The 24,082-nt window shown below is 56.5% G+C and carries 30 protein-coding genes; 13 read left to right on the top strand and 17 right to left on the bottom strand.

The window, feature by feature from the left end; translation table 11 throughout:
* Positions 1-22: 22 nt before the first annotated feature.
* The 3 genes from FJD38_RS11655 to FJD38_RS11645 all read right to left on the bottom strand — a co-directional run bounded on the left by FJD38_RS11655 (position 23) and on the right by FJD38_RS11645 (position 3,420).
* The gene (locus FJD38_RS11655) at positions 23-919 is read right to left on the bottom strand and encodes an acyltransferase (protein WP_146385416.1); all 897 of its coding nucleotides are present in this window, start codon (positions 917-919) and stop codon (positions 23-25) included.
* A complete protein-coding gene (gene pta / locus FJD38_RS11650; protein WP_146385414.1) occupies positions 920-3,019 on the bottom strand; it encodes a phosphate acetyltransferase in 2,100 nt (699 codons plus the stop codon).
* A gap of 62 nt (positions 3,020-3,081) precedes the next feature.
* Complete coding sequence (locus tag FJD38_RS11645; protein ID WP_122786491.1) at positions 3,082-3,420, bottom strand: DUF3565 domain-containing protein; 339 nt, start codon at positions 3,418-3,420, stop codon at positions 3,082-3,084.
* Between FJD38_RS11645 and FJD38_RS11640 the strand changes: the two genes are divergently transcribed.
* Complete coding sequence (locus tag FJD38_RS11640) at positions 3,389-3,874, top strand: FKBP-type peptidyl-prolyl cis-trans isomerase (protein WP_146385412.1); 486 nt, start codon at positions 3,389-3,391, stop codon at positions 3,872-3,874. The genes FJD38_RS11645 and FJD38_RS11640 overlap by 32 nt on opposite strands.
* Positions 3,875-4,007: 133 nt before the next feature.
* Complete coding sequence (locus FJD38_RS11635) at positions 4,008-4,490, top strand: glutathione peroxidase (RefSeq protein WP_122786420.1); 483 nt, start codon at positions 4,008-4,010, stop codon at positions 4,488-4,490.
* On the opposite strand, the gene FJD38_RS11630 is transcribed toward FJD38_RS11635, so the two are convergent.
* Both FJD38_RS11630 and cysZ read right to left on the bottom strand, forming a co-directional pair.
* Positions 4,487-5,692, bottom strand: coding sequence for a glycosyltransferase family 4 protein (locus FJD38_RS11630; protein WP_146385410.1), 1,206 nt, complete (start codon positions 5,690-5,692; stop codon positions 4,487-4,489). The two genes, FJD38_RS11635 and FJD38_RS11630, sit on opposite strands and share 4 nt — an antisense overlap.
* Positions 5,693-5,732: 40 nt before the next feature.
* A complete protein-coding gene (cysZ, locus tag FJD38_RS11625) occupies positions 5,733-6,491 on the bottom strand; it encodes a sulfate transporter CysZ (protein WP_122786422.1) in 759 nt (252 codons plus the stop codon).
* Between the two features lie 310 nt (positions 6,492-6,801).
* On the opposite strand from cysZ, the gene trxB reads away from it, so the two are divergent.
* Positions 6,802-7,767 (top strand): thioredoxin-disulfide reductase, encoded by a 966-nt coding sequence (gene trxB / locus FJD38_RS11615; protein WP_122786423.1) that lies wholly within the window; start codon positions 6,802-6,804, stop codon positions 7,765-7,767.
* A 208-nt stretch (positions 7,768-7,975) separates the two neighbouring features.
* Here the strand turns inward: trxB and FJD38_RS11610 are convergent, their stop codons facing one another.
* The 6 genes from FJD38_RS11610 to FJD38_RS11585 form a co-directional block, all read right to left on the bottom strand.
* Positions 7,976-8,317 (bottom strand): HopJ type III effector protein, encoded by a 342-nt coding sequence (locus FJD38_RS11610; RefSeq protein ID WP_122786424.1) that lies wholly within the window; start codon positions 8,315-8,317, stop codon positions 7,976-7,978.
* Positions 8,310-8,606, bottom strand: a complete 297-nt coding sequence (locus tag FJD38_RS11605; protein WP_122786425.1) for a DUF1244 domain-containing protein — start codon at positions 8,604-8,606, stop codon at positions 8,310-8,312. The genes FJD38_RS11610 and FJD38_RS11605 overlap by 8 nt, the downstream gene beginning before the upstream one ends.
* A 96-nt stretch (positions 8,607-8,702) precedes the next feature.
* Positions 8,703-9,074 carry a dihydroneopterin triphosphate 2'-epimerase gene (gene folX / locus FJD38_RS11600; protein ID WP_122786426.1) on the bottom strand — a complete coding sequence of 124 codons (372 nt, stop codon included), beginning with the start codon at positions 9,072-9,074 and terminating at the stop codon, positions 8,703-8,705.
* Positions 9,074-9,634, bottom strand: coding sequence for a GTP cyclohydrolase I FolE (gene folE / locus FJD38_RS11595; protein ID WP_122786427.1), 561 nt, complete (start codon positions 9,632-9,634; stop codon positions 9,074-9,076). Before folE ends, folX begins: the two co-directional genes overlap by 1 nt.
* Positions 9,635-9,657: 23 nt before the next feature.
* Positions 9,658-10,368: a dihydromonapterin reductase gene (folM, locus tag FJD38_RS11590; RefSeq protein WP_146385408.1), complete on the bottom strand. Its 711-nt coding sequence runs from the start codon at positions 10,366-10,368 to the stop codon at positions 9,658-9,660.
* An 88-nt stretch (positions 10,369-10,456) separates the two neighbouring features.
* Positions 10,457-11,026 (bottom strand): putative antibiotic biosynthesis monooxygenase, encoded by a 570-nt coding sequence (locus tag FJD38_RS11585; protein ID WP_146385406.1) that lies wholly within the window; start codon positions 11,024-11,026, stop codon positions 10,457-10,459.
* Positions 11,027-11,207: 181 nt separating this feature from the next.
* Here FJD38_RS11585 and FJD38_RS11580 point away from each other — a divergent pair, with 181 nt between their 5' ends.
* On the top strand, positions 11,208-12,161 hold the full coding sequence (locus tag FJD38_RS11580) for a MerR family transcriptional regulator (protein ID WP_146385404.1): 954 nt from the start codon (positions 11,208-11,210) through the stop codon (positions 12,159-12,161).
* A 6-nt stretch (positions 12,162-12,167) separates the two neighbouring features.
* On the opposite strand, the gene FJD38_RS11575 is transcribed toward FJD38_RS11580, so the two are convergent.
* Complete coding sequence (locus FJD38_RS11575) at positions 12,168-12,773, bottom strand: hypothetical protein (protein WP_122786431.1); 606 nt, start codon at positions 12,771-12,773, stop codon at positions 12,168-12,170.
* A 50-nt stretch (positions 12,774-12,823) separates the two neighbouring features.
* The gene (locus FJD38_RS11570) at positions 12,824-13,297 is read right to left on the bottom strand and encodes a PAS domain-containing protein (protein WP_122786432.1); all 474 of its coding nucleotides are present in this window, start codon (positions 13,295-13,297) and stop codon (positions 12,824-12,826) included.
* Between the two features lie 102 nt (positions 13,298-13,399).
* On the opposite strand from FJD38_RS11570, the gene FJD38_RS11565 reads away from it, so the two are divergent.
* Positions 13,400-13,855 (top strand): flavodoxin, encoded by a 456-nt coding sequence (locus FJD38_RS11565; RefSeq protein WP_122786433.1) that lies wholly within the window; start codon positions 13,400-13,402, stop codon positions 13,853-13,855.
* On the opposite strand, the gene FJD38_RS11560 is transcribed toward FJD38_RS11565, so the two are convergent.
* A complete protein-coding gene (locus FJD38_RS11560) occupies positions 13,833-14,732 on the bottom strand; it encodes a LysR family transcriptional regulator (protein ID WP_122786434.1) in 900 nt (299 codons plus the stop codon). The genes FJD38_RS11565 and FJD38_RS11560 overlap by 23 nt on opposite strands.
* A gap of 99 nt (positions 14,733-14,831) precedes the next feature.
* On the opposite strand from FJD38_RS11560, the gene FJD38_RS11555 reads away from it, so the two are divergent.
* The 3 genes from FJD38_RS11555 to FJD38_RS11545 all read left to right on the top strand — a co-directional run bounded on the left by FJD38_RS11555 (position 14,832) and on the right by FJD38_RS11545 (position 16,728).
* Positions 14,832-15,218: a CidA/LrgA family protein gene (locus FJD38_RS11555; RefSeq protein ID WP_122786435.1), complete on the top strand. Its 387-nt coding sequence runs from the start codon at positions 14,832-14,834 to the stop codon at positions 15,216-15,218.
* Positions 15,208-15,894 (top strand): LrgB family protein, encoded by a 687-nt coding sequence (locus FJD38_RS11550; RefSeq protein WP_122786436.1) that lies wholly within the window; start codon positions 15,208-15,210, stop codon positions 15,892-15,894. Before FJD38_RS11555 ends, FJD38_RS11550 begins: the two co-directional genes overlap by 11 nt.
* Positions 15,895-16,353: 459 nt before the next feature.
* Positions 16,354-16,728 carry a hypothetical protein gene (locus FJD38_RS11545; RefSeq protein ID WP_122786437.1) on the top strand — a complete coding sequence of 125 codons (375 nt, stop codon included), beginning with the start codon at positions 16,354-16,356 and terminating at the stop codon, positions 16,726-16,728.
* A gap of 12 nt (positions 16,729-16,740) precedes the next feature.
* On the opposite strand, the gene FJD38_RS11540 is transcribed toward FJD38_RS11545, so the two are convergent.
* Positions 16,741-17,535: an IclR family transcriptional regulator gene (locus FJD38_RS11540; protein ID WP_146385402.1), complete on the bottom strand. Its 795-nt coding sequence runs from the start codon at positions 17,533-17,535 to the stop codon at positions 16,741-16,743.
* A 163-nt stretch (positions 17,536-17,698) separates the two neighbouring features.
* Between FJD38_RS11540 and hmgA the strand changes: the two genes are divergently transcribed.
* From hmgA to FJD38_RS11520, 4 genes are all read left to right on the top strand, one after another.
* Complete coding sequence (hmgA, locus tag FJD38_RS11535) at positions 17,699-19,003, top strand: homogentisate 1,2-dioxygenase (protein ID WP_146385400.1); 1,305 nt, start codon at positions 17,699-17,701, stop codon at positions 19,001-19,003.
* A 3-nt stretch (positions 19,004-19,006) separates the two neighbouring features.
* Positions 19,007-20,311, top strand: coding sequence for a fumarylacetoacetase (gene fahA, locus FJD38_RS11530; protein ID WP_146385398.1), 1,305 nt, complete (start codon positions 19,007-19,009; stop codon positions 20,309-20,311).
* An 11-nt stretch (positions 20,312-20,322) separates the two neighbouring features.
* Positions 20,323-20,961, top strand: coding sequence for a maleylacetoacetate isomerase (maiA, locus tag FJD38_RS11525; protein WP_146385396.1), 639 nt, complete (start codon positions 20,323-20,325; stop codon positions 20,959-20,961).
* Positions 20,962-21,210: 249 nt separating this feature from the next.
* Entirely contained in the window at positions 21,211-22,242 is a 1,032-nt protein-coding gene (locus tag FJD38_RS11520; protein ID WP_122786442.1) for a Leu/Phe/Val dehydrogenase, read from the top strand.
* 82 nt (positions 22,243-22,324) lie between these two features.
* Here the strand turns inward: FJD38_RS11520 and FJD38_RS11515 are convergent, their stop codons facing one another.
* Positions 22,325-22,582 carry a YebG family protein gene (locus FJD38_RS11515; RefSeq protein WP_019410845.1) on the bottom strand — a complete coding sequence of 86 codons (258 nt, stop codon included), beginning with the start codon at positions 22,580-22,582 and terminating at the stop codon, positions 22,325-22,327.
* 427 nt (positions 22,583-23,009) lie between these two features.
* Here FJD38_RS11515 and FJD38_RS11510 point away from each other — a divergent pair, with 427 nt between their 5' ends.
* A complete protein-coding gene (locus tag FJD38_RS11510; RefSeq protein WP_146385394.1) occupies positions 23,010-23,510 on the top strand; it encodes a phosphate-starvation-inducible protein PsiE in 501 nt (166 codons plus the stop codon).
* 77 nt (positions 23,511-23,587) lie between these two features.
* Here the strand turns inward: FJD38_RS11510 and FJD38_RS11505 are convergent, their stop codons facing one another.
* Positions 23,588-24,016, bottom strand: coding sequence for an HPF/RaiA family ribosome-associated protein (locus tag FJD38_RS11505; protein WP_146385393.1), 429 nt, complete (start codon positions 24,014-24,016; stop codon positions 23,588-23,590).
* Between the last annotated feature and the right edge of the window lie 66 nt (positions 24,017-24,082).

Raw genomic sequence — 24,082 nt, 5'->3', positions numbered from 1 at the left:
GAGGGCTAGGGTGAGGGTGCTTCTAGTATTCGCGATGCAGCTGGTCCAACAAACGATCTTTGTCTTCCCACAGCCGATTGATCCAGCTTTGGAACGCCAATCGGTACTCGGCATCCTGATCGTAGTTTTTACCCAAAAACTCATTCGGGATTTGCAGTTCTTCAAACACCACAACCACGTCCTTCACATTGCCACACAGCAAGTCCCAATACCCCGGACGCCCGCCCGGGTAGTGAATCGTCACGTTGACGATGGACTTCAACTGTTCACCCATCGCATCCAGCACAAAAGCGATACCTCCGGCCTTTGGCTTGAGCAGGTAGCGAAACGGTGACTGCTGTTGCGCGTGTTTGCCCTCGGTAAATCGCGTGCCTTCGACGAAGTTGAAAATGGCGACGGACTGATTTTTAAACTTGGCACAGGTTTTACGCGTGGTTGCCAGGTCGGCGCCTTTCTTCTCGGGGTGTTTGGCTAAGTAGGCCTTGGAGTAGCGCTTCATAAACGGGAAGCCCAGTGCCCACCAGGCCAGACCGATCACCGGCACCCAGATCAGCTCTTGTTTAAGGAAGAACTTGAGCGGGCGAATACGTTTGTTGAGCACGTATTGCAGCACCATGATGTCGACCCAGCTCTGGTGGTTGCTGGTCACGAGGTAGGAGTGCTCATAGTCCAGGCCTTCGAGGCCTTTGATGTGCCAACGGGTTTTACGGATCAAGTCCATCCAGCGCGAGTTATTGCTGACCCATGCTTCGTGAATACGCCGCATCAACTCGTCTGTCACCCGCTGCGCGGCCGGGAAGGGCAGGCACAGTTTGAAAATGGCAACGATGAACAGCGGCGTGCAGCACACGATGGTGTTGATCGCCAGCAACAGCGATGCAATAACGCCACGAACTGGCGCAGGCAGAGAATCCAGCATTTACACATCCATTGGTCGGTTGGCGGCTTGAATTGCCGTAAGGGCGATGGTGTAGACGATGTCGTCTACCTGGGCGCCGCGAGGCAGGTCGTTAACCGGTTTGCGCAGGCCTTGTAACATCGGCCCCAGGCTGACGCAATCAGCACTGCGTTGCACGGCCTTGAGCGTGGTATTGCCGGTGTTCAGGTCGGGAAACACGAACACTGTTGCCCGACCCGCCACTTGGCTGTTCGGGGCCAGTTGCCTGGCTATCTTGTCGTTGGCGGCGGCGTCGTATTGCAAGGGGCCGTCGATCAATAAGGCATGCTGGGCTTCGTGGGCCAGTAAGGTCGCTTCGCGCACTTTTTCGACCTCTTCGCCGCTGGCTGAGTCGCCGCTGGAGTAACTGATCATGGCCACGCGCGGAGTGATCCCGAACGCTGCGGCAGAGTCGGCGCTTTGCAGGGCAATTTCGGCCAGTTCCGTGGCTGACGGGTGCGGGTTCATGATGCAGTCGCCGTAAACCAGTACTTGCTCCGGGAACAGCATAAAGAACACCGACGACACCAGTGTGCAGCCGGGTGCGGTTTTAATCAGCTGCAGGGCCGGGCGAATGGTGTTGGCCGTCGAGTGCACGACACCCGATACCAGCCCATCGACCTCGTCCAGCGCCAGCATCATGGTGCCAATCACTACCGGGTCTTCGAGTTGCTGCTCGGCCATTGGGGCGTTAATGCTTTTGCTCTTGCGCAGCGCCACCATCGGTTCTACGTAGCGTTCGCGAATCAGATCCGGGTCCAGAATTTCCAGGCCTTCAGGCAGCTCGAAGCCATGCGCCTTGGCCACCGCGTGAACGTCTTCGGGCTTTGCCAGCAAGACACAGCGAGCAATCCCGCGGGCATGACAAATAGCCGCCGCTTGCACGGTCAACGGCTCATTGCCCTCGGGCAGCACGATCCGTTTATTGGCGTGCTGGGCGCGCTGTATCAGTTGGTAGCGGAACACCGCCGGGGTCAGGCGCATTTCTCGCGGCGTGCCACAGCGCTGATGCAGCCAGTTGGCGTCCAGATGGCTGGCAACAAAGTCAGTGATGATCTGTGCCCGCTCGCGGTCATCAATGGGGATTTCCTTGTTTAACTGATTAAGCTGGTTGGCCGTGTCATAAGAACCGGTGCTCACCGACAGTACCGGCAGACCCGCTTGTAAGGCTCCGCGGCAGAGCTCCATCAAACGTGGGTCAGGTGTAGTGCCACTGGTCAGCAGCAAGCCGGCCAGCGGAACGCCGTTCATCGCCGCCAGGCTAACGGCGAGGATAATGTCGTCTCGATCACCGGGGGTCACCACCAGTACACCGGGTTTAAGCAGTTGCAGGGTGTTGAGCACGGTGCGCGCGCACAGGATGATTTTGGACATGCGCCGTGTTTCATAGTCCCCGGCGTTCAGCACCTGCGCGCCGAGCAATTCGGCCACGTCGCGGGTGCGTGGGGCATTGAGTTCAGGCTGGTAGGGAATACAGCCCAGCAGCTTGAAATCACCACTGCGCAGCAACGGAGAGTGCTCTTTGAGGCGCGCTGCGAACACGTCCATGCTTTCGTCGGTGCGCACTTTATTGAGGATGACACCCAGAACCTTCGGGTCTTTAGGGCCGCCAAACAACTGAGCCTGCAACTCAACGCGGCCCGAAAGCTCGGTCAGTACCTCGTTTTCAGGGGCCGAGACCAAAATCACTTCGGCATCCAGACTCTTGGCCAGGTGAAGGTTAACGCGTGCGGCATAACTGGCGGTGCGGGTGGGCACCATGCCTTCAACGATCAGCACATCTTTGCCGATGGCCGCCTCTTGATAAAGGCTGATAATTTCTTCGAGCAGTTCATCCAGCTGGCCATCCCCAAGCATGCGCTCCACGTGGGCCAAACCCAAAGGCGTAGGCGGTTTGAGGCCGTGGGTGCGGGCGACGAGTTCGGTCGAGCGCTCGGGGCCGACGTCGCCGGGATGAGGCTGGGCAATCGGTTTGAAAAAACCGACTTTCAAACCCGCGCGCTCCAGTGTGCGAACCAGACCAAGGCTGATAGAGGTCAAGCCCACACCAAAGTCAGTGGGGGCGATAAAGAAAGTTTGCATGCGAGCTTCCTGACGTGGCAGTACTCAGGCAACACCTTTGAATCGGGGGGCGTGTGTCTGAGTCAATTGTGAAGATTAGCGCTATCTGCCGCTTGAGCACACCAGCCGCAGGCAAAGGGCTGACCTATTTTTTTACGTCGTAGTTCAGCGTCAAGTACCCAAGGGCGTGATTGCCACGGTGGTTGGTGTCGATGATGCTGAGTGTGGCCGCAAGAAAGGACGGCAACCCAATGTTGCTCCTCGTCCTGGTGCCAGCCAATGATCATTGATGTTTTCAAAATTATCCGTTGGTCTTGGTTGTGTTCGCTTTCGGGCGTTTGCTTGGTTAGACTTGCGCACTCTTTATTATTTTGCAAAAGGTCTCGCCCCATGACGATCGCCACCAACAAGGCAGTCTCCATCGAATATACCCTGACCAACGACGCTGGTGAGGTCATCGACAGCTCTGCTGGCGGTGCTCCACTGGTTTACCTGCAAGGCGCAGGTAACATCATTCCAGGTCTGGAAAAGGCACTGGAAGGCAAGGCTGTTGGCGATGAGCTGGACGTGACCGTTGAACCGGAAGACGCTTACGGCGAATACTCTGCCGAACTGGTCAGCACCTTGAACGCAAGCATGTTCGAAGGCGTTGACCAACTGGAAGTGGGCATGCAGTTCCACGCTTCTGCGCCGGACGGCCAAATGCAGATCGTGACCATCCGTGATCTGGACGGCGACGACGTGACTGTAGACGGCAACCACCCGTTGGCAGGCCAGCGTCTGAACTTCAAGGTCAAGGTTGTTGCAGTACGTGACGCCAGCGAAGAAGAACAGGCTCACGGCCACGTTCACGGTGAAGGCGGTCATCAGCACTGATAAGTGCTGCTACGCTCATTTGTGAGCTAGCCAGAAAAGGGCGCCTACGGGCGCCTTTTTTATTTTTGGTCATTACAGCAATCGGCAGTCGTGCGATTGTTTGAATGTTAAGATGGGAATTGTGGAGTCGGTCATGAGTGCTTTTCACGAACTTACCTTAGAGGCGCTGGATGGCGAGCCTCTGCCTCTGAGTACCTTTAACGGCAAGGTGGTGCTGGTGGTGAATGTCGCCTCCAAGTGTGGTTTGACCCCGCAGTACGCCGCACTGGAAAACCTCTACCAGCAATACAAGGACAAGGGTTTCAGCGTTCTGGGCGTGCCTTGCAACCAGTTCGCAGGTCAGGAACCAGGAACCGAGCAGGAAATTCAGGAATTCTGCAGCCTCAATTACGGGGTGACGTTCCCCTTGAGCAGCAAACTGGAGGTCAACGGGCCTGATCGTCATCAGCTGTACCGTTTGCTGGCTGGCGAAGGCGCCGAGTTCCCGGGCGACATTACCTGGAATTTCGAGAAGTTTTTGATGGGCAAGGACGGTCGGGTGCTGGCGCGCTTTTCGCCTCGTACGGCGCCTGATGAACCGTCGGTCATTCAAGCCATTGAAAAAGCGCTGGCCTAAGGCGCTATGTGGGCCGGTACTTCCACTGCATCGGCCTCACGATGGCAGGCGCGCCGTAATTGAGTTTCAAATTGCTCAATACTCTGCGCCCAGCCCTGACGACTGGCGTGTTTACGGGCATTGAGGCGTATGGTGCGCAAGGTCTCCGGAGCTTCCAGCAACCAGCAGGCGGCTTCGATCCAGGCATCTTCATCACCCGGCATGGCCAATACACCGCTGTAGCCATGGCGGATGTGCTGCCCGGCTGCGGCTTCGTCATAGGCCACCACACCCAGCCCTGATGCTTGCGCTTCAAGCACCCCGTTGCCAAAGGTCTCGGACAAGCTGGGAAATAAAAACACATCAGCGCTGGCGTAATGATTGGCCAACGCTTCACCACTTTGTACCCCGCAAAACAGGGCTTCTGGCAGAGAGGCTTCCAGCGTGACGCGTTTCGATCCTTCGCCAACCACAATCAACTTGAATCGTCGTGAGGGGTAGCGAGTTTGAAGCGCATCAAGAGCAGGCCTGAGGGCGTGCAGATTTTTTTCCGGGGCCAAGCGGCCCACATAGAGCAAGGCTATGTCGTTTTCTCGCAGGCCCCAGCTTTGACGCAATGCTGTTTGCCGTCGGCAGGGATTGAACAACTGGCTGTCGACACCTCGCGAGAGCAGTTCCAGGCGATCAAATTGACGCCGTGCCAGCTCAACGCGCTGGCTGGCGCTGGGTACCAGGGTCAAGACCGAGCGGTTATGGAACCAGCGTAAATAATGCGTCAGCGAACGGGAAAACAGGCCGAGACCGTGTTGGTTCACGTACTGCTGAAAGTTGGTATGGAAACCGCTGACGACAGCGATACCCAAACGCCGGGCTACGCGCAGGGCACATAATCCCAGCGGCCCTTCGGTGGCAATGTACACAACGTCCGGGCGCTGTTGTTGCCAGCGCCTGCTCAGGCGTTGTGTTGAGGTCATGCCCCATTGCAGGCCCGGATAACCCGGTAAAGGCCAACCTCTGCACAACATGAGTTCGGGAGTGCTGCGCTGGCGGCCATCGTCCGGTTGACGTGGGCGTACCAGTTCTACGAAATGCTGGCGTGCGCGCAAACCTTCGAACAAATGGCCAAGGGTATTGGCCACGCCATTGATTTCGGGAGCGAAGGTGTCGCTGATCAGTGTTATATGCAGGGCTGTCGTCATGGTTCCAGTATCGGCTGGAGCCATGACGAAGCTGTTTCATCGACATGATGGATTGATGAAACTGTCAGCTGCGGCTTGAGGCAGCCAATGCGTCTTCACCGCGTTCTCTGACCCAGAACAACGTGGCACCTGCAACGGCAGCAGGCATCATCAGGATGTTGACCACTGGAATGAGCAGCACCAGATACACAACGCCGCCGAAGCTCATGCTCTGCCAGCGTTTTTCGCGCAACCAGGCGAGCATTTCGTTCCAGCCCAACTTGTGGTTGTCCGCCGGGTAGTCAATGTACTGAATGGCCATCATCCAGATCCCGAAAATCAGCCACAGAGGGGCTGCAATCAGGTTGAGTACCGGGATAAATGACAGGATCAGCAAGGCAATGGCCCGGGGCAGAAAGTAGCCCAGTTTGCGCATTTCACGTGCCAGCGTCCGCGGCACCATCGCCACCAGTTCGCCCCAGCTGAAGGGGGGAGCATTGTCGGCACCGCGCACGACCGCTTCGACTTTTTCCGAGAGAAAGCCGTTGAAAGGGGCCGCAATGATATTGGCCAGCATGGTGAAGGTAAAAAACACCATCAAGGCGACCAGTACTACAAACAAAGGCCACAGCACGTAATTGAGAAAGCTCAGCCAGCTGGGCAGCGTGGGCATCAGGGTATCGACCCACAGGCTGAACTGATGGCCAGCGAAGTAGATCAGTCCGACGAACAGCACCAGGTTAATCAGCAATGGCAGGAGTACAAACAGGCGAAGTCCGGGGCTGAGGACTAACGTCAACCCTTCACGCAGGTACTGCGGGCCAGAAAGAACGGGGGCGGGCATAGTGTGCTCCGAGCAGTGATAAACGGGGCGACCTTAGCGGCTTTATCTGTAGGACGAAAGCCTTGAGTCAGGATCGACAATTACTGTAACAAAGACGTTGAAACGTCACGTTGACTGCATAGAGACCTGCTATGAGCTGGATTGTTATTGCGTATTTCCTTACTCTCTGCGGCCTCTATACGCTGCACCTACTTTTCCAGGATCTGCGGATTTCAGGCACAGCCTGAGCAGATATGCGGTTTTTTTTTATTCCCGCCGCCAAAGCGGCGTTCCGACCCGGTGTTGATACGGGCGGTCATAGGAGTGAGTCATGTCTGAAGTACGTCATTCGCGAGTGATTATTCTGGGTTCCGGCCCTGCCGGCTACAGCGCCGCCGTCTACGCGGCCCGTGCCAACCTCAAGCCACTGTTGATTACAGGCATGCAGGCGGGCGGTCAATTGACCACGACCACTGAAGTCGACAACTGGCCGGGTGATGTTCACGGCCTGACCGGCCCTGTTTTGATGGAGCGTATGCGTGAGCACGCCGAGCGTTTCGAAACGGAAATCGTGTTTGATCACATCAACGCTGTTGATCTGAAAAATAAACCGTTCAGCCTGACCGGCGACAGCGGCACCTACACCTGTGACGCGCTGATCATTGCCACGGGCGCCAGCGCTCGTTACTTGGGCCTGCCATCTGAAGAAGCGTTCATGGGCAAAGGCGTTTCAGCCTGTGCGACCTGTGACGGTTTCTTCTACCGCAACAAGCCGGTAGCCGTGGTCGGTGGTGGTAACACCGCTGTTGAAGAGGCTTTGTACCTGGCCAATATCGCCAGCAAAGTGACGTTGGTTCACCGTCGCGAAACTTTCCGCGCCGAGAAAATCCTGATCGACAAGCTCAACGCCCGTGTGGCCGAAGGCAAGATCGAGCTTAAGCTGAACGCGACACTGGATGAAGTGTTGGGCGACAACATGGGTGTTACCGGCGCTCGTCTGAAAAACAACGACGGCAGCTTCGATGAACTGAAAGTCGATGGTGTGTTCATTGCCATCGGTCACACCCCGAACACCTCGTTGTTCGAAGGCCAGTTGGAGCTTAAAGACGGCTATCTGGTTGTGCAGGGCGGTCGTGAAGGCAACGCTACGGCCACCAGCATCGAAGGTGTGTTTGCAGCGGGTGACGTGGCAGACCACGTTTACCGTCAAGCCATCACCTCGGCAGGTGCCGGTTGCATGGCAGCGTTGGACACCGAGCGCTACCTGGACGGTTTGCAGAACGCCGAATTCAAGTAAGCGTCAGTCCCAAAAAAAACCGGCTTCGGCCGGTTTTTTTATGTTTGGAGGAAAAGTGGCCTTGGCTAATGACGTGTAGCCGCTGCCGAAGGCTGCGATCGAGCGCGAAGCGGTCGCAAAAGGGGCCACCGTGTTGTTCTGGTTTTGCGACGGCTGCGCCGCCGATCGCAGCCTCGCAGAGCTCGACAGCTGCTACGAGGGCATAGATTCAGGCTTTACGCGTCAACGGCTGAGCGTCAAATTTAACCCCAGCCAAGCCGTGGGCAATCAAAGCACGAATATTGCTGTGATCAGTGCCTTCAGGGGTCGCCAGCACTGAGCGGTAGTGCTCGCCAAAAGCCAGCAAGGCTTCTTGATCACTCAAGCCTTCCAGCAATGCCATGCCTAATGTTTTGCACGAACCTTCATTTTGCCCGGCTGCGTTTTCAACGCCGCCGTTGCTGAACGCTTGCGGCTGGTACTCATAGTTCGCGGCAATAAAGGCCAGCGTGTCCGCGAACAGGTGTTCGCCGCTGATGAGGCTGGCGCGCAGGGTATTCAAATCAGTCATGCTTTTTTCCTTGGGCAAACGCTTGGGTTTGTTCGGCGCTTGCTTCTTTCTGGTAGAGGGATTTCCATTCGGCGTACGGCATGCCGTACACCGCTTCACGGGCGTCATCGAGGCTCAACTCAATGTGACGCTCGTCTGCTTCGGCCTTATACCACTTGGACAGGCAATTGCGGCAAAACCCGGCGAGGTTCATCAGATCGATATTTTGCACATCCTTGCGGCTGTCCAAGTGCGCGACGAGGCGACGGAAGGCGGCGGCTTCGAGTTCCAGTTGTTCTTGGGACGTCATGTTGATTCTCGCTGGATAGTGAATAGGGGGTGACGCAGCAGCACGCTGCACGTTTCAAGCTGCAAGCCAAAGCCGGTTCTGTCGGTCTCTTGCCGCTTAGCGGCTAGCCGCTAGCGTAATCGACACCGATTCGGCAAAGCGCAAGGCATGCGGTTTGTCGACCTCGACTTCGGCATACAGCACGGCCGTGTTGGTCATCACCAGGTCCAGTAACTCTTGGGTCAGGCGCTCCAGCAGGGCGAAGCGGTTTTCTTCGACGTGTTGAATCACCGCTTTGGTGATGGTGCGGTAGTTCAATGCGTGATCGATATCGTTATCGCGCACTGCTTCTTGAGCGGCGTAAAGAATGGTGAGGTTGATCAGCACATCCTGCTTGTTGAGGATTTCGTCTTCGTTGATCCCGATATAAGTGCGCAGGCACAGGTCCTTGACGCGGATGCGGGCCATTCCTGGCTGAAGTTGAGGCATTACGATTTGCTCCGTCCAATCAATTGCAGGAACTCCATGCGGGTGCTCGGCTCGCGGAAGGCGCCAAGCATCACCGAAGTGTTCATGGTCGAATTCTGTTTCTCTACGCCGCGCATCATCATGCACATGTGCTTGGCCTCAATCACCACGGCGACGCCGGCTGCCTGAGTGATGCCCTGAATGGCGTCGGCTATTTCCCGGGTGAGGTTTTCCTGGATTTGCAGTCGGCGGGCAAACATGTCGACGATGCGAGCAACTTTCGACAGGCCCAGCACCTTCCCGGTGGGGATATAGGCCACATGGGCCTTGCCAATAAACGGCAGCAAATGGTGCTCGCATAGCGAGTACAACTCGATATTGGCGACGATCACCATTTCATCGCTGTCTGAGGCGAAGAGGGCGCCATTGACGATGTCGTCGACGCTCTGTGTATAGCCGTGACACAGGTATTGCATGGCTTTGGCGGCGCGTTTTGGGGTGTCGAGCAGGCCTTCGCGGTCGGGGTCTTCGCCAAGACCCACTAGAATCTCGCGGTATTGCTCAGGCAGGGTGGTGCTCATGGAAAGGCTTCCTCGCGGACGACTTACTTAAGGTGTCGTCCGCCGTTGACAGTCAAAGTGGTGCCGGTCACATACAGGTTATCCAGCAGGTAGCGCAGGCTTTGGTAAATCACCTTGGCGCCGGGTTCGATACCCAGTGCAGACTTGGCCAAGGCGTTGACGCGGTATGCCGCGTCATCGTCGGGGTTAAACATCAGCAAGGCGGGAGCAATGCCGTTGACTTTAATGTGTGGCGCCAGTTTGGCGGCGAACGACAGGGTCAGGCTGTCGAGCCCGGCCTTGGTGGCGCAATAGGCAATGTGCTTACTGCTGCCCTTGCGCGTGACATCGTCGCTGATATGGACGATGTCAGCCGGGGTGGAGCGCATCAGCAATTCGCTGCAGTGCAAGTTGATCAAATAGGGCGCGAGCATATGCACGCTGAACATCTGGGTGAACGCGCTGAGTTCTGTGCCCGGTGTTTCAGCCAGCCAGGCTGAAGCGTTATGCACAATTGCACGCAGGCAATCGGTGTGGTTTTTGAGTCGTTGAATGAAGTCGAGAATGCCGGCTTGGCTTGAAAAGTCGCCAAACAGGGCAATAGCACCGAGTTCGCGCAGCCTCTGTACACCGGGTTTTTCACTGCGATAGCTGAAAATAACAGGATGGCCGTCAGCCAGCAGTTGCTGGGCGCAATGCAGGCCAACGCGTTGGCCTGCGCCAGTTATCAAAATGGGTGCAGATGAGGGTGTCATCTAGAACTCTGTGTAGGTAAGACGCAAGCGGTTCCGGCGTAATGGCAAAACTATAGCAGCCTGTACGCCGTTACAGCCAAGCCCGCGTTTATAAACGATGGCTTGCGATTGAATGTCGCGAGGCTTTATTGGGCGTACTCAGCAGCCAACTGGCCAGCAGATGCGTTGAAAGTGGAATAAACAGATATACCATCAAAGGGGTCAGGGCCAGTGTGCTCACAAAGACCCGAGGCAATAAGCTCAACTCGCTCAGTAATGGGCCCAAAACGAAGTTGAAAATCAATGACACGGGGAAAAAGGCCAGCCAGATCGCAACGGCTTGCTTCCAGCGTGGCGGCCGTTGCCCGGCAGCGCCGAACCACCCGTCAATACCGCTGACTCGCTGTTCAGAAGGGTGGGCAAACAGATCGCTGCCGCGCAGTAGCCATGACTTGCGCGAGACGGAGTGCTCCCATGCCTGCAAAGTGGTTTCATCGGCAAAGCGAAAAATAATTTGAAATTCGTCATCGCCAGGAGGCGGAGCCAATACACCGGAACCCAGGTAACCGGGGAAGTCCGTGGCCAATTGTTCGCCCTCGTGTAGCCAGGCGATCAGTTCCTGATAGCGGCCTTTGGTGACACGGCGCGCAACGAGCAAGGTGACAGGGGAGGTAGACATTGTGTATCTCCATGAGGCTGATGCTGTCCGGGTAGGTCAGGCATAAAACACAGCGCCGGGGTGATGGGCTGTGTCCTTAAAAACAAGCAAGGTTTGTTCCTTAATAGCCCTAAGGCTTGGGGAGCGATAAAACCCCACAACGCGTAGAATGCCTCATCCCCTTAAGATTCGTGCCTGCCCAATGCCCGTAATGACTGATGTCGAGCCCCTTTCAGTGACTGAATCCGGCGCTGAATCGAACGGTTTATTCCCGATTAGAGAAGTGTCTCGTCTCACCGGCATCAACCCGGTGACATTGCGTGCCTGGGAGCGGCGTTATGGCTTTATCGAGCCAAAACGCACCAATAGTGGGCACAGGCTGTATTCCGTGACCGATATTGAAACAGTACGCCGCGTACAAGGCTGGATTGAGCGGGGTGTGTCGGTCAGCAAGGTGGGTGAGTTGCTCGCTCGCGGCACGCCTGCCATTTCGCGGCATGAGGGGGTTCAGTCAACTGAATACCGCGAATGGCAGCTACAGATCAGCGCAGCGCTCACCGCATTCAATGAGGCGCAACTGGAGCGTCTGTACGGGCAGATTTTTTCCAGCTACCCACCTGAAGTCGCGTTTCAAGACATTCTGATGCCGCTATGGCATCAGCTTTTCAAAACGCGGGATGAGTTTGGCCGCACCAGTGAGTGGCTGCTGCTGGATGGATTTTTGCGGGGGAGGGTGCAGCATCGTCTGCAATTTCAGTTACAGGTGGCTCCCGCATCCACGTGTGTCGTGGTGGTTGCGCTTGCCGACTTGTGTCGCGAGCTGGAGTTGTTGGTCGCAGGTCTACTGCTCAGCCGCGCAGACCGTGTCATCCGCGTGTTACCGATGGGGCAGCCGTTGGATGAGCTGGCTCTGGTCTGTGAAAAAATCCAGCCCGCGGCCGTGGTTGTGTTTGCCCAGCGTGCGTTAACCACCGCTCACCATCGACGTCTGCTGAAGCTGGCGCAAACCCTGGACTGTTCAACCTTGTTGGCGGGCGAGGCTGCGAATGTCGCCCAGCCTGCGCTGAACGACTCCTCTATTGGCTGCCTGGGTCATGACGCCCGCTTGATGAATCAAAGGCTGGATGCCGAACTCAAAGGGCACGTGGCTTTTTAGGCCCGATCAGGCGTGCAGGGCGGGGTGTGCGAGGCGATGCTGTTGCAGGATGAACTGGCGCAAGCGCTCGGTTTCGTCCACATCGCGCTGACTGAGACGGTAGGCATAGAAGCCTTCTTCGGTTTTGCGTTCTAACGTGGCGCGAACGGCGATGCGCTCATAGCCGGTGGGGCTGAACCACTGGGAAAATTGGCGAGGCGGGCGCCTGTTGTTGCGTACATCAACCAGCAGCCCCTTGAATGAAACCTCTGTAATCCACAAATACCCGGGCCTTGCCCGAACGTCCTCCAGCGCCACCGGCTCAGCCAGTGTCAGGCGCCACGGGCGAATCACAGGTCCTTCTTCGAAAATACTCGGTGCACCCAACTGCAAGTGTTGAGCATGAAATTCATCCTCCACCAGGCGCAGGGGAAAGCTCATTTTCTGATCGGCAACCTGAGCCTGAATGGTGACGTGTTCATGGGCGGCCAGACGGGTCAGAAGGTCGCGCACTTGCGTGCCCCCCTTAACCGTGAGGCTCGACAACACGTCCCGCGGATTAAGCAGCGGGTTTTGATGCACCGATTGAATAAAGTCCAACTCATCCTGAGTCAGAAGGGTCTCGTAAGACATGTCTGGCTCTAATTTTCACTGAGGCAACAGGGATCGTAGTCGTAAGACCGCTAAATCGGCGATTGGTTTAAACCATTTGTCATTTTTAATGCTTCAAGTTCGGCTTTGACCTCTGCCAGTTCCAGTTCGAGTTGCTGAACCTTGTTCTGGGCTTTTACCTGTTGGGTGACATCTTTTTGCACCCCAATGAAATAGGTGAGCTGATCGGCCTCGTTAAACACCGGGGTGATCGACAGCTCATTCCAGAAATGTGAACCATCCTTGCGGTAATTGCGCAGGATCTGGCGCGTCGGCAAGCCGCTTTCAATCGCTTCGCGAATCAGTTGCAGGCCAATTTGATCGCGGTCCCCAGCCTGCAAAAACCGGCAGTCCTGATACAGAATGTCATCACGGCTGTACCCGGTCAGGGCTTCAAATGACTTGTTCACATAGATAAGGATGTTGTCTTCGCCCTCTTGCTCGGCGACTACAATGCCGTCTTGAGAGGCGTCGACCATGCGTTGTAACAAGCGAGCGTTGATCATCGTGCGGGTCTCCGAAGGTGTACGCGAATAGTAAGGCATGACCGAAAGCGCCGTCTCACCTGTTAAGATTGCGGCCTTTAAGTCTGTTACAGGATCAGTTAGATGAAAGTAGCCATCCTTTGTGGTTCGGTGTACGGCACCGCTGAAGAAGTTGCGCGCAATGCCAAACAACTGCTGACCGCTGCCAAATGCGAGGTATTGCTCAACACGCGTGCCACGCTGGCGGATGTACAGGCATTTGCCCCTGATGCTTTTTTAGCCGTGACGTCGACCACTGGTATGGGTGAGCTGCCGGACAACCTGATGCCGTTGTACTGTGCCATTCGTGACGTGCTGCCCGCCGCTTGGCGCGGCCTGCCCGGCGCCGTGATTGCACTGGGAGACGAGAGCTACGGCGACACGTTCTGCGGCGGTGGCGAGCAAATGCGTGAGCTGTTCGCCGAGCTGGGTCTGCGCGAAGTGCAGCCCATGCTGCGACTGGACTCCAGCGTCACGGTCACCCCGGAAAGCGATTCTGAACCTTGGGTTGAAGAATTCATCCGGGCACTGACGCAGTAACGGGTCGTTCACGCAGCAGTTCAAGCCAGGCTTGGGCTGCACGTGACAAATAGGCGCCATCGCGCCAGATAAAAGCAATATCCCAGCGCAAATAGTCGGGTGCTACCAGCTTCAGACGCACGACGCCCGGTCGCACCAATGCGCGAGCGACCACACTGGGTAGCAGCACCACGCCCTGACCTGCGGCTACCAAGGCAACCAAAAAATCCGATTGCCCGCTGCGGCCGCCTTCTTTGGGCGTGAACCCCAGTTGTTGGCAGGCGAGCAAAAGACGGTCGTTCAGTACAAAACTGCGCTGATAAAGCAAAAAGGGCGTTTCAGCCAGTTGCTCAAGACGTACGCTGCCTCCCTGCGCCAGCGGATGATCAGCCGGTAACAACGCGTCCAGCGGCTCATCACAAAAAGGCTGAGAGGCAAACAACGGATTCTTCGGTGTCAGACTGCCGCCCAGCTCCAGCTCACCACTTAAAACCGCCTTCTCAATATTCAGACTGCCTCCTTCAAGCAGACTCAACTGGATATTCGGATAACGTCGACGGTACTCGGCTATCAGGCTGGCAAACAAGGTGCTGCTGCCTAGCAATGGCAAGCCAAGGCGCAACTCGCCCCGGGTCAAATGGGTTAAATCATCGAGCTCGCTAAGCAGTTCGTTGTGCAGGCGCAGCATGGTGTTGGCGCGTTCTAGCACCACGCTGCCCGCCGCGGTCAGACGTACATGCGAACCCAGTCGGTCGAACAGCGGTGTCCCCAGGCTATGTTCCAGTTGCGCGACCTGTTTGCTGACGGCTGACTGGCTGATATGCAGTGAATGAGCCGCTTGAGTGAAGCCACCCATCAGGGCGACTTCAACAAATGTACGCAGGTGTTTGAATTCCATGTGTGTGATTCCGTTTTGGAATGGCTTGTAGTCTAACAATTCGTTTTCGGGATGGAAGGGCTGTCTTTAAACTGCAGTCCAGTCTGCGATGGAAACAACATGAAACGCTTCGATGTGAAACATGTGGCAAGGGTTGTCAGTGAAATGGCCGTGTTGCTGGCCATTTACTTTATCGGCTGTCAAATAGTGGCAGCACTGCACATGCCGATACCGGGTGGCGTAATTGGCATGGCCTTATTGCTCCTGGCCTTCGCCACAGGCTGGGTCAACCCGGCAACCCTGCAATTGGGTGCAGGTGTGTTAATGACCGAAATGCTCCTGTTTTTTATTCCTGCACTCATGAGCCTGCTCGATTACGGCACGCTGGTGCGCACAGAAGGCTGGCGCATCTTGCTGGTTATCGGGGTGAGCACGTTGTTGGTTATGGTGGTGACAGCCTTTACGGTGGAAGCGGTGTGCCGCTGGAGGTTGCGTCATGACGCTTGAATGGATGCCCGTGTTCTGGTTGTTGCTCACGCTGGGTGCGTATGGCTTCAGCCGCTGGATATACCGCCGTACCGGGCGCTACCTGCTGTCGCCGCTGATTCTGGTGCCGGCACTATTGCTGGCGGTGGCTGTGCCGATGCACACCGCGTATGCCGAGTACTCCGCCGATACTCATTGGCTGATGCTGGTATTGGGGCCGGTCACCGTCGCGTTCGCCGTGCCCATCTGGCAACAGCGTCAGTTGTTGGCGCGCCACTGGATGGCCTTGTTGCTGGGAATGCTGGCAGGCAGCGCGGCGTCCATCGGCAGTTCATTCTGGCTAGCCAAGGCGCTGGCGCTTGATACCTCGCTGGCAATGTCACTGGTGCCGCGTTCTATCACCACACCCTTTGCCATGCCGATGGCGCAAAACCTGGGCGGTGTGCCGGAGCTCACGGCCGTATTTGTGATGTTTACCGGCGTGTTCGGTGCGTTGCTCGGCGGTATCTTGCTCAAGTGGCTGCCGCTGCGCAGTAGCTTGGCGCGTGGTGCCCTGTTTGGTATCGGCGCTCACGGGGCGGGTGTCAGTCGTGCCCGTGAAGTGGGCAGCGAAGAAGGCTCAGTGGCGGGCTTGGTCATGGTACTGACCGGCATTCTCAACCTCTTCGCAGCACCGCTATTGATGAAGCTTTTGTAAGGCGACGAGGCGCTCGCCCAACGTCACCTTCGGCAGCTGCCAAGGGTGTTGCATGCCCGGTATTTATTTCAGGCATAAAAAAGGCCGCTGCAAGGCAGCGGCCAAAGAAGACGTTCATCAAGGAGCTACAAATCAACGTCAGGGTAAAAATGTCTCGCAGAGTCACTGCGACTCGATGCGTGTACCAGCATAGCTGCTGGAAAGTTCGACAAGCATAAAACCTCAACTCATGCAGAGTAAGCCTGCTTTGCGACAATCACTTTTACAGCTTCGGCAATAGTTTTTTCATGCTTCGAAGGCTCTGGAACAAGGCTTGTGCAACTCACAGAGCGCCCAATAACTATGTACTGCATAGCGCAGGGGCAGTGCAGGTTGAATGCGTGGCTACAGGGTTTCTTTCGGCAGACTTCATCGCAGCAAGACGCTGGATGGGCCGGGAGCAATGACAGGAGCTACAGCATGAAAAAACTGGATAATTCTATATTCGACTCGCACGACTTCACCCTTAAACCCAGCCCGAAAGTCGTAGAGCGGGCGCGTGACTTTCTCAATCAGCAACTGCAGACCTATGCAATCGACTGTGAAAGCCTTCATATCAATACCGTGAAAGACATCGTCGAACTTCGTGTGGTCTTCAGCCAGACCTTGCTGGATCTTGGCATGGATACCTTGGAGTGGGGCATGGTGCAATCATTCGATGATTGGCTGACCGGGGTGTTCTCGGAAGACTGGACATTCGAAGACCGCTATCGGATAAAAAAACCGTCGCTGGAGCATATCGAAATAATCATGAACGACCTGCTCGATGCCGCCAAGTACGAGTGGATGGTGTGATGCCATCAACCCCTAACCAGGCTCATAACCCATCCGCCAACTGACGGCCTGGCTCGCAGCCAACAGCTGTTTGGCTGCGGGTCCATGTTCATCGGCGTGAAACAGCGAGGCCGGGCCAACAACGGTCAATACGCCCGCGACTTGGCCGGTGGCATCAAAGACAGGAGCCGAGAGCGCATCAACGCCGGGCATCAGCAAACCGTTAACAAAGTGCAGCCCGCGCTGGCGAATCTGCTCACTCAGCGCCGCATAGGCAGCGGGTGTTTGCAGAGGGTGAACCTGCTCACTTCTTAGTTCCTGCTCGCGCAACCCGGCGGTTTCGCGGTCGGGTAAAAACGCATTGAACACAAGGCCTGTGGATGAACTCAGCAAGGGCAAAACCGACCCCGGCTTGGTCACCACTGTGACAGCGCGAACGGCAGCCTCAATGTGTACCACGGTCGCACCTTGATTACCCCACACCGCCAAAAAGCAGGTTTCGTTCAAGTGGTCGCGTAATTGGGCCAAGGGCAGGGCCGCTGCTTTCAGTACATCCATGCTGTTCAGCGCAGCCAACCCTACGCGCAAGGCCTCTCGACCCAGGCCGTAATGATTGGTGGCCACATTCTGCTCGGCAAAGCCACTGGCAATCAGCGCCTGTAAATAGCGATGCACTTTGCTTGCGGGCATTTGCACGTGTTCGGCCAAGCGCGACAGCGAGGTCGACGGTGACAGCTGTGCCAAGGCCTTGAGGATGTCGGTACCCACCTCGGCGGAGCGCACTTTTTGCTTGCCTGTGCTGTCGTTGCTGTTGCGGGGCTTTTCCATGGTGGCGCTGTTACCTCGTGACGGGAGGGCGTCTTTATAGCTTGACGCTTAAAAGCAATCAAATTACGTTATGCGTAATTGGATTACGATAAAAATAACCCAGTGACGCTCTGGCAGTTGCATTGCCGGGTGCAGTCTCTGCTTTCTCCATTTCGGAGGCTCCATGAATCTCGACCCGCCTGCGTCAGCTTTGGCCTATCAGTCCGGTTTTGGCAACGAATTCAGCAGTGAAGCACTGCCCGGCGCCCTGCCGATTGGTCAGAACTCCCCGCAAAAAGTCCCCTACGGTCTGTACGCCGAGTTGCTGTCGGGTACTGCGTTTACCATGGCGCGCAGCGAGTCGCGGCGAACATGGATGTATCGCATCAAGCCGTCCGCCAATCACCCTGCATTTATCAAGTTGGAGCGGCAATTAGCGGGCGGAGTATTGGGGGCTGTCACACCCAACCGTTTGCGCTGGAATCCACTCCCTGTTCCAGAAGAACCTACAGATTTCATCGATGGCCTGGTGGCGATGGTTGCCAACAGCAGCCCGGAAAAGCCCGCCGGCATCAGCATCTATAACTACCGTGCCAACACATCGATGCAGCGCGTGTTCTTCGATGCCGATGGTGAACTGCTGCTGGTGCCCGAGCACGGCCGTTTGCGGATTGCAACCGAGTTGGGCTGTCTGGACCTTGAACCGCTGGAAATTGCCGTGATCCCGCGCGGTATGAAATTTCGGGTTGAACTGCTCGACCCGAGCGCCCGTGGCTACGTGGCCGAGAATCATGGCGCACCGCTGCGCCTGCCCGACCTGGGGCCGATCGGCAGCAACGGTCTGGCTAACCCTCGGGACTTTCTGGCGCCGGTTGCCTGTTACGAGGACGCCCAGCAAAGCACCCGGCTGGTACAGAAATTTCTGGGTGAGCTGTGGGGCTGTGAGCTGGACCACTCGCCTCTGAACGTGGTCGCGTGGCATGGCAACAACGTGCCCTACAAATATGACCTGCGACGCTTCAACACCTTGGGCACGGTCAGCTTCGACCACCCCGACCCGTCGATCTTCACCGTCTTGACCTCGCCCACCAGCGTGCCGGGCCTGGCCAATCTCGACTTCGTTATCTTCCCGCCGCGCTGGATGGTGGCTGAAAATACATTCAGGCCCCCGTGGTTCCATCGCAACCTGATGAACGAATACATGGGCCTGATTCAGGGCAGCTACGACGCCAAAGCAGAAGGCTTTCTGCCCGGTGGCGCCTCGCTGCACAGTTGCATGAGCGCCCACGGTCCGGACGCCGAAACCTGTACCAAAGCCATTGCAGCCGACCTGCAACCGAGCAAGATCGACAACACCATGGCCTTTATGTTCGAGACCAGCCAAGTGTTGCGCCCCAGCCGGTTCGCCCTTGAGTGCCCGCAATTGCAAACCAGTTATGACGCGTGCTGGGCCTCGTTGCCTGCAACCTTCAACCCGAATCGGAGATAACCCATGACCCAGTCCTCATTTGCCCGCAGTTGGGTGACGTCTGCCAACGGACACAGTGATTTCACACTGCAAAATTTGCCGCTGGGCGTGTTCAGTCACAAGGGCTCTGCACCCCGTAGCGGTGTCGCCATTGGCGAGCATATCTTTGATCTGGAAGCTGCACTGGCTGCGGGTTTGTTTGAAGGTGAGGCCAAAGCAGCTGTTGAAGCTTCGCTGGGTGGCACGCTGAATGCTTTCTTTGCATTGGGCCGCAGCGCCCGAGTCGCATTGCGCCAGCGATTGCAGGAACTGCTCAGCGAAGGCAGCACCCTGCGCGGCAAGATTGAAGCTCAAGGTGCGCGCCTGCTGCCTTTAGCCTGCGAGTGTGAAATGCACCTGCCGGCCAAAATTGGCGATTACACCGATTTTTATGTCGGTATCGAGCACGCCAAAAATGTCGGCAAATTGTTCCGTCCCGATAATCCGCTGCTGCCTAACTACAAATACGTACCGATTGGCTACCACGGCCGTGCTTCGACCATTCGCCCGTCCGGTGTCGAGGTGCGGCGTCCAAAAGGTCAAACCTTGCCTGCCGGGCAGACAGAGCCGAGCTTTGGCCCGTGCGCCCGGCTGGATTACGAGCTGGAACTGGGCATCTGGGTGGGCCAGGGCAATGACATGGGCAGCGCGATCCCTGTGAGTGAGGCGGGCGAGCACATTGCCGGTTTCTGCCTGCTCAATGACTGGTCGGCGCGTGATATTCAAGCGTGGGAATACCAGCCGCTGGGGCCGTTCCTGTCCAAGAGTTTTATCACCAGCATTTCGCCGTGGGTGGTCACAGCCGAAGCGCTGGAGCCGTTCCGCCGTGCACAACCGGCTCGTCCTGAAGGCGACCCGCAACCGCTTGCCTACTTGCTGGATGCTCATGATCAGGCCAGTGGCGCGCTGGACATCGAACTGGAGGTGCTGTTGCTGACCGAGTCGATGCGTGAGCGTAACCTGCCAGCCCATCGTCTGGGGTTGAGCAACAGCCTGAACATGTACTGGACCGCTGCGCAGTTGGTGGCGCATCACAGTGTCAACGGTTGCCAGTTGCAGGCGGGTGATCTGTTCGGCTCAGGCACATTGTCGGGGCCTCAGCGTTCGCAACTGGGCAGCCTGCTGGAAATCACCGAGGGTGGTAAGCACCCGATCGAGCTGCCGGGTGGCGAGATTCGCCGGTTTCTGGAAGATGGCGACGAAATCATCCTGCGCGCACGTTGCGCCCGTGAAGGTTTCGCCTCCATCGGGTTTGGCGAGTGCCGTGGCAAGGTCGTGGCCGCGCGCTAAGGGAGAGAGTCATGCAGCTCTTTACTTACTACCGCTCCACGTCGTCTTACCGGGTACGCATCGCGCTGGCGCTTAAAGGTCTGGATTATCAATCGATACCGGTCAATCTGATTGCTTCGGGAGGGGGCGAGCATCACCAGCCTGAGTACCTGGCAATCAACCCACAAGGCCGCGTACCGACATTGCGCACCGATGAAGGCAGCCTTTTGAGCCAGTCGCCGGCGATCATTGAATACCTTGAAGAGCGTTACCCTCAGGTACCGTTGCTGTCCGCAGACTTGATCACCCGCGCTCATGAGCGGGCGGTGGCGGCATTGGTGGCGTGCGACATTCATCCGCTGCACAACGTCAGTGTGCTTAATCAACTGCGTCAGTCGGGGCAGGATGAAGAGCAGGTGATGCAGTGGATCAGCCTCTGGATCAGCCAAGGGCTGGCGGCCATTGAACACATGATTGGCGACAGCGGTTACTGTTTTGGTCCTGAGCCCGGATTGGCCGATGTGTACTTGATTCCACAGGTATACGCCGCGCAACGGTTCAAGGTTTCGTTGCACGCCTGCCCGCGCATTGCGCGGGTGGTGGCTCTGGCACAGCACCATCCGGCCTTTTTCAAGGCCCATCCCTCGCAACAGCCCGATACACCGGTTTAAAACTGCGTAGCAGCTGCCGAAGGCTGCGTTCGGCTGCACAGCAGTCGTAACACCGGAGGGTGCGGTGCTTCAGTCAAACCCTAAGCTTGGCATTTATGGCCGCTTCGCGCCCAGACGCAGCCTTCGGCAGCTGCTACGGGGTTATGTCCGAAAATCGGAAAAGGGTGCGCAGATATTCCTGCGTACTTCGGCGAAGTTTTACCTGCCGCCTATACTGCCGATTACCTGAAATCGTTCGAGGGCTTGTGAATGTTTGCTCTCATGCAAAGCGCTCATGTTGAGTCGCTGCACCTTAGTGTTGATCCCGTTACGGGGCTCAAAGCCGTGATCGCTATTCATAGCACCCGCTTGGGGCCAGCGTTGGGAGGGTGCCGGTATTTGGCGTATCCCAATGATGAAAGCGCGGTCAGCGATGCCATTCGCCTGGCTCAGGACATGAGCTATAAAGCGGCGCTCGCCGGTCTGGCGGTGGGAGGAGCCAAGGCCGTGATCATGCGTGCGCCTCATGTCGAAAGCCGTGCCGCATTGTTTGAAGCGTTTGGGCGTTGCGTTGAGCAGCTTGATGGCCGCTACATCACAGCCATCGACAGCGGCACGTCCACCGTGGACATGGACTGCATCGCCCAGCATACCCGGCATGTTGCCAGCACCACGGCGGCGGGTGATCCCTCTACGCATACGGCCATGGGGGTATTTGCCGGTATTCGAAGCACAGCCTCTTCGCGCTTGGGCAGCGACAACCTTGAAGGTTTGCGTGTGGCCATTCAGGGGTTGGGCAAAGTTGGTTTTGCCCTTGCGGAGCAACTGCACATGGCAGGGGCGGAGCTGCTGGTGTGCGACATTGATCCCGCAAAAGTGCGTATGGCCATGGAGCAGTTTGGGGCACACCCCATCGCGTGCGAAGCCTTGCTCAGTACACCCTGCGATATTTTGGCACCCTGTGGTTTGGGTGGGGTGCTCAACTGGCACAGCGTTGCTCAATTGCGGTGTTCGGCAGTGGCCGGTTGTGCCAATAACCAGCTGACCAATCTGCAAGTAGCCGATCAACTGGAGCGGCGGGGAATTTTGTATGCCCCCGACTATGTGATTAATTCAGGCGGGTTGATTTATATGGCTCTGACCTATCAGGGCGCTGCCCCTGAGGCAATCAATCAACAGTTGTTGCGCATCAGCGAACGGCTGACGGGTATATACGCCCACGCTCAAGCTGAAAAACGTTCGCCGGCCAGGGTGTCAGACGAACTGGCGCAACGCCTGCTTTACGGCAAAGATATTCACTAGCGGCTCAGGAAAAGCTAAAGGATGTGCCCAACCTGAAAGACCGTCTTTCAGGGTAGGGGCAGCGAGCGAATCCGTGGTGCGGTTATTCGCTATCGACCAGCAACTCGGACAGGGCGTCCGGCTGGCTTTTAAATGCCTTGGCAAAAACATCGCGATTCTTCGCCATGTAAATACCGGCTTCTTCTACTTGCTGTTCGCTCAACGACGGCACAGCTTTTTGCAACACTTCGGCCAGCAGTTCGGCCAACTCCAGCATTTTGTCATGACGGTCAGCTTCGGCTTTATCCATGAACAAGCGCTCCAGATCTCGGCTGCTGCGGTATACCACTTCGACGGCCATTTACCACCTCGTATGCCTTCACGATAATTTATCCAGGATCTGTACGGAATGTATGTGCGGTCGGTTATGCGGCGTTGAAAACAGGCTCGTGTGCGAGTCCGATCGGAATGCTCATTTACACCCCGTAGAGTCGTGCGCGACCCCGGCCGTTCCTCGCCTGTTTTCGCCTGCCTAACCTTCGCTCGAAAACATTTCGTACAGACCCTAATGATTACTGTATTTATATACAGCTAAAAGGATAAGCCAATCCTTTGATTTTGAATAGTGCCTTTTTAATCTAGCTGCAATTGATGCGTGCAATGGCGACTGACGTGCCGAATCACCGCCGTCCATCATCTCATTGGCGATGGCTGGCCTTTTTTCTGCATGCAGAAAGTGTCATGTGCATCGCGGATGATCCGTTTGAGTCGATTCAAGGAGCTGCATCGTGAGAATAAACAAAGCTGAAAAGCTACGTCGCCAGGTACACGAGCTGGCGGAATCGATGGGCAATTTGTTCGTTGAAACCTTCCACTATCTGGCGTTGTTCGCCATTGGTGCGGTGACCGCCTGGGCCGCGGTGATGGAATTTTTGCAGATGGTCGAGAAGGGCAATATTTCGATCGACGATATTTTGCTGCTCTTTATCTACCTTGAGCTGGGCGCCATGGTCGGGATTTATTTCAAGACCAATCACATGCCTGTGCGCTTCCTTATTTATGTGGCAATCACGGCCTTGACCCGCTTGTTGATTTCCAACGTGTCTCACCATAATCCGCCGGACATGGGCGTGGTGTATTTGACCGGGGCAATCCTGTTGCTGGCGATCGCCATTCTGGTGGTGCGCTATGCGTCTTCGCAATTCCCGTCGGTAAAGATCGAAAACCCGCGGCGTAAAACCGGTGCAGGTTCCAGTGAGCATCCGGAAGTGGAGAAGGGCGAGCTGTAGGGGCTCGCTTCAGGCAAGTAAAAAGGGCGGGCCTACCGAAGTAGGCCCGCCCTTTTTTATGCGTCCTGAGCGATGAATCAACTGATTTTATCGAGTTCTTTTTCTTTCTCTAAAAACTCTTCTTCGAGCAAGTCGTCAGCGGATTGTTTGGGTTCTTTCTCTTCGAACCCTTCAGCGGGAAGTTTTGGCGTGTGTTTGCCGCGCAGTTTGCCGAACAGGTGTTCCAGCTTGTGTTCCAGTTTGGTCGCGGCACCGTGCACCGCTTCGGTCAGCGAGTCAGCATCGTGGGAGACCAGTACAGGCTGATGCCCTTTAGGCCGGGCCTCCATTTTGCAGCGTTTGTCCTTAGGACCAGACTTGCCACCATTTTCATCGCTGAGATGAACTTCGACCCGAGTCAAAAATTCCAAATGGCGTTCGAGCGTTACTTCAACAGTCGCGGTGACCCAGTCTTGGGTGCGTTTGTCACTGTCGATGTGTTTATCGGAAAAGACGTGAGTAAGCATAGTTCTTCCCTTATATAAGCGTGCTCGTGTGAGGTCTGACGGCCTCGAGTAGTCAAAGGTTCATCG

The sequence above is a fragment of the Pseudomonas saxonica genome (assembly GCF_007858365.1).
Classification (GTDB): Bacteria; Pseudomonadota; Gammaproteobacteria; order Pseudomonadales; family Pseudomonadaceae; genus Aquipseudomonas; species Aquipseudomonas saxonica.
The sequence above is the reverse complement of the archived record's forward strand: the minus strand, read 5'-3'. Positions and strand labels throughout refer to the sequence as shown.

Coding starts and splice junctions, on each gene's coding strand:
- FJD38_RS11630 (WP_146385410.1), bottom strand. CDS start 5,692: ATGGCTCCAGCCGATACTGGAACCATGACGACAGCCCTGCATATAACA.
- FJD38_RS11540 (WP_146385402.1), bottom strand. CDS start 17,535: ATGGAAAAGCCCCGCAACAGCAACGACAGCACAGGCAAGCAAAAAGTG.
- pta (WP_146385414.1), bottom strand. CDS start 3,019: ATGCAAACTTTCTTTATCGCCCCCACTGACTTTGGTGTGGGCTTGACC.
- FJD38_RS11520 (WP_122786442.1), top strand. CDS start 21,211: ATGTTTGCTCTCATGCAAAGCGCTCATGTTGAGTCGCTGCACCTTAGT.
- cysZ (WP_122786422.1), bottom strand. CDS start 6,491: ATGCCCGCCCCCGTTCTTTCTGGCCCGCAGTACCTGCGTGAAGGGTTG.
- FJD38_RS11515 (WP_019410845.1), bottom strand. CDS start 22,582: ATGGCCGTCGAAGTGGTATACCGCAGCAGCCGAGATCTGGAGCGCTTG.
- FJD38_RS11550 (WP_122786436.1), top strand. CDS start 15,208: ATGACGCTTGAATGGATGCCCGTGTTCTGGTTGTTGCTCACGCTGGGT.
- FJD38_RS11565 (WP_122786433.1), top strand. CDS start 13,400: ATGAAAGTAGCCATCCTTTGTGGTTCGGTGTACGGCACCGCTGAAGAA.
- maiA (WP_146385396.1), top strand. CDS start 20,323: ATGCAGCTCTTTACTTACTACCGCTCCACGTCGTCTTACCGGGTACGC.
- FJD38_RS11635 (WP_122786420.1), top strand. CDS start 4,008: ATGAGTGCTTTTCACGAACTTACCTTAGAGGCGCTGGATGGCGAGCCT.
- hmgA (WP_146385400.1), top strand. CDS start 17,699: ATGAATCTCGACCCGCCTGCGTCAGCTTTGGCCTATCAGTCCGGTTTT.
- FJD38_RS11580 (WP_146385404.1), top strand. CDS start 11,208: ATGCCCGTAATGACTGATGTCGAGCCCCTTTCAGTGACTGAATCCGGC.
- folE (WP_122786427.1), bottom strand. CDS start 9,634: ATGAGCACCACCCTGCCTGAGCAATACCGCGAGATTCTAGTGGGTCTT.
- trxB (WP_122786423.1), top strand. CDS start 6,802: ATGTCTGAAGTACGTCATTCGCGAGTGATTATTCTGGGTTCCGGCCCT.
- FJD38_RS11605 (WP_122786425.1), bottom strand. CDS start 8,606: ATGACGTCCCAAGAACAACTGGAACTCGAAGCCGCCGCCTTCCGTCGC.
- FJD38_RS11505 (WP_146385393.1), bottom strand. CDS start 24,016: ATGCTTACTCACGTCTTTTCCGATAAACACATCGACAGTGACAAACGC.
- FJD38_RS11640 (WP_146385412.1), top strand. CDS start 3,389: ATGACGATCGCCACCAACAAGGCAGTCTCCATCGAATATACCCTGACC.
- FJD38_RS11655 (WP_146385416.1), bottom strand. CDS start 919: ATGCTGGATTCTCTGCCTGCGCCAGTTCGTGGCGTTATTGCATCGCTG.
- folX (WP_122786426.1), bottom strand. CDS start 9,074: ATGCCTCAACTTCAGCCAGGAATGGCCCGCATCCGCGTCAAGGACCTG.
- FJD38_RS11575 (WP_122786431.1), bottom strand. CDS start 12,773: ATGTCTTACGAGACCCTTCTGACTCAGGATGAGTTGGACTTTATTCAA.
- FJD38_RS11610 (WP_122786424.1), bottom strand. CDS start 8,317: ATGACTGATTTGAATACCCTGCGCGCCAGCCTCATCAGCGGCGAACAC.
- folM (WP_146385408.1), bottom strand. CDS start 10,368: ATGACACCCTCATCTGCACCCATTTTGATAACTGGCGCAGGCCAACGC.
- fahA (WP_146385398.1), top strand. CDS start 19,007: ATGACCCAGTCCTCATTTGCCCGCAGTTGGGTGACGTCTGCCAACGGA.
- FJD38_RS11560 (WP_122786434.1), bottom strand. CDS start 14,732: ATGGAATTCAAACACCTGCGTACATTTGTTGAAGTCGCCCTGATGGGT.
- FJD38_RS11585 (WP_146385406.1), bottom strand. CDS start 11,026: ATGTCTACCTCCCCTGTCACCTTGCTCGTTGCGCGCCGTGTCACCAAA.
- FJD38_RS11570 (WP_122786432.1), bottom strand. CDS start 13,297: ATGATCAACGCTCGCTTGTTACAACGCATGGTCGACGCCTCTCAAGAC.
- FJD38_RS11545 (WP_122786437.1), top strand. CDS start 16,354: ATGAAAAAACTGGATAATTCTATATTCGACTCGCACGACTTCACCCTT.
- FJD38_RS11555 (WP_122786435.1), top strand. CDS start 14,832: ATGAAACGCTTCGATGTGAAACATGTGGCAAGGGTTGTCAGTGAAATG.
- FJD38_RS11645 (WP_122786491.1), bottom strand. CDS start 3,420: ATGGAGACTGCCTTGTTGGTGGCGATCGTCATGGGGCGAGACCTTTTG.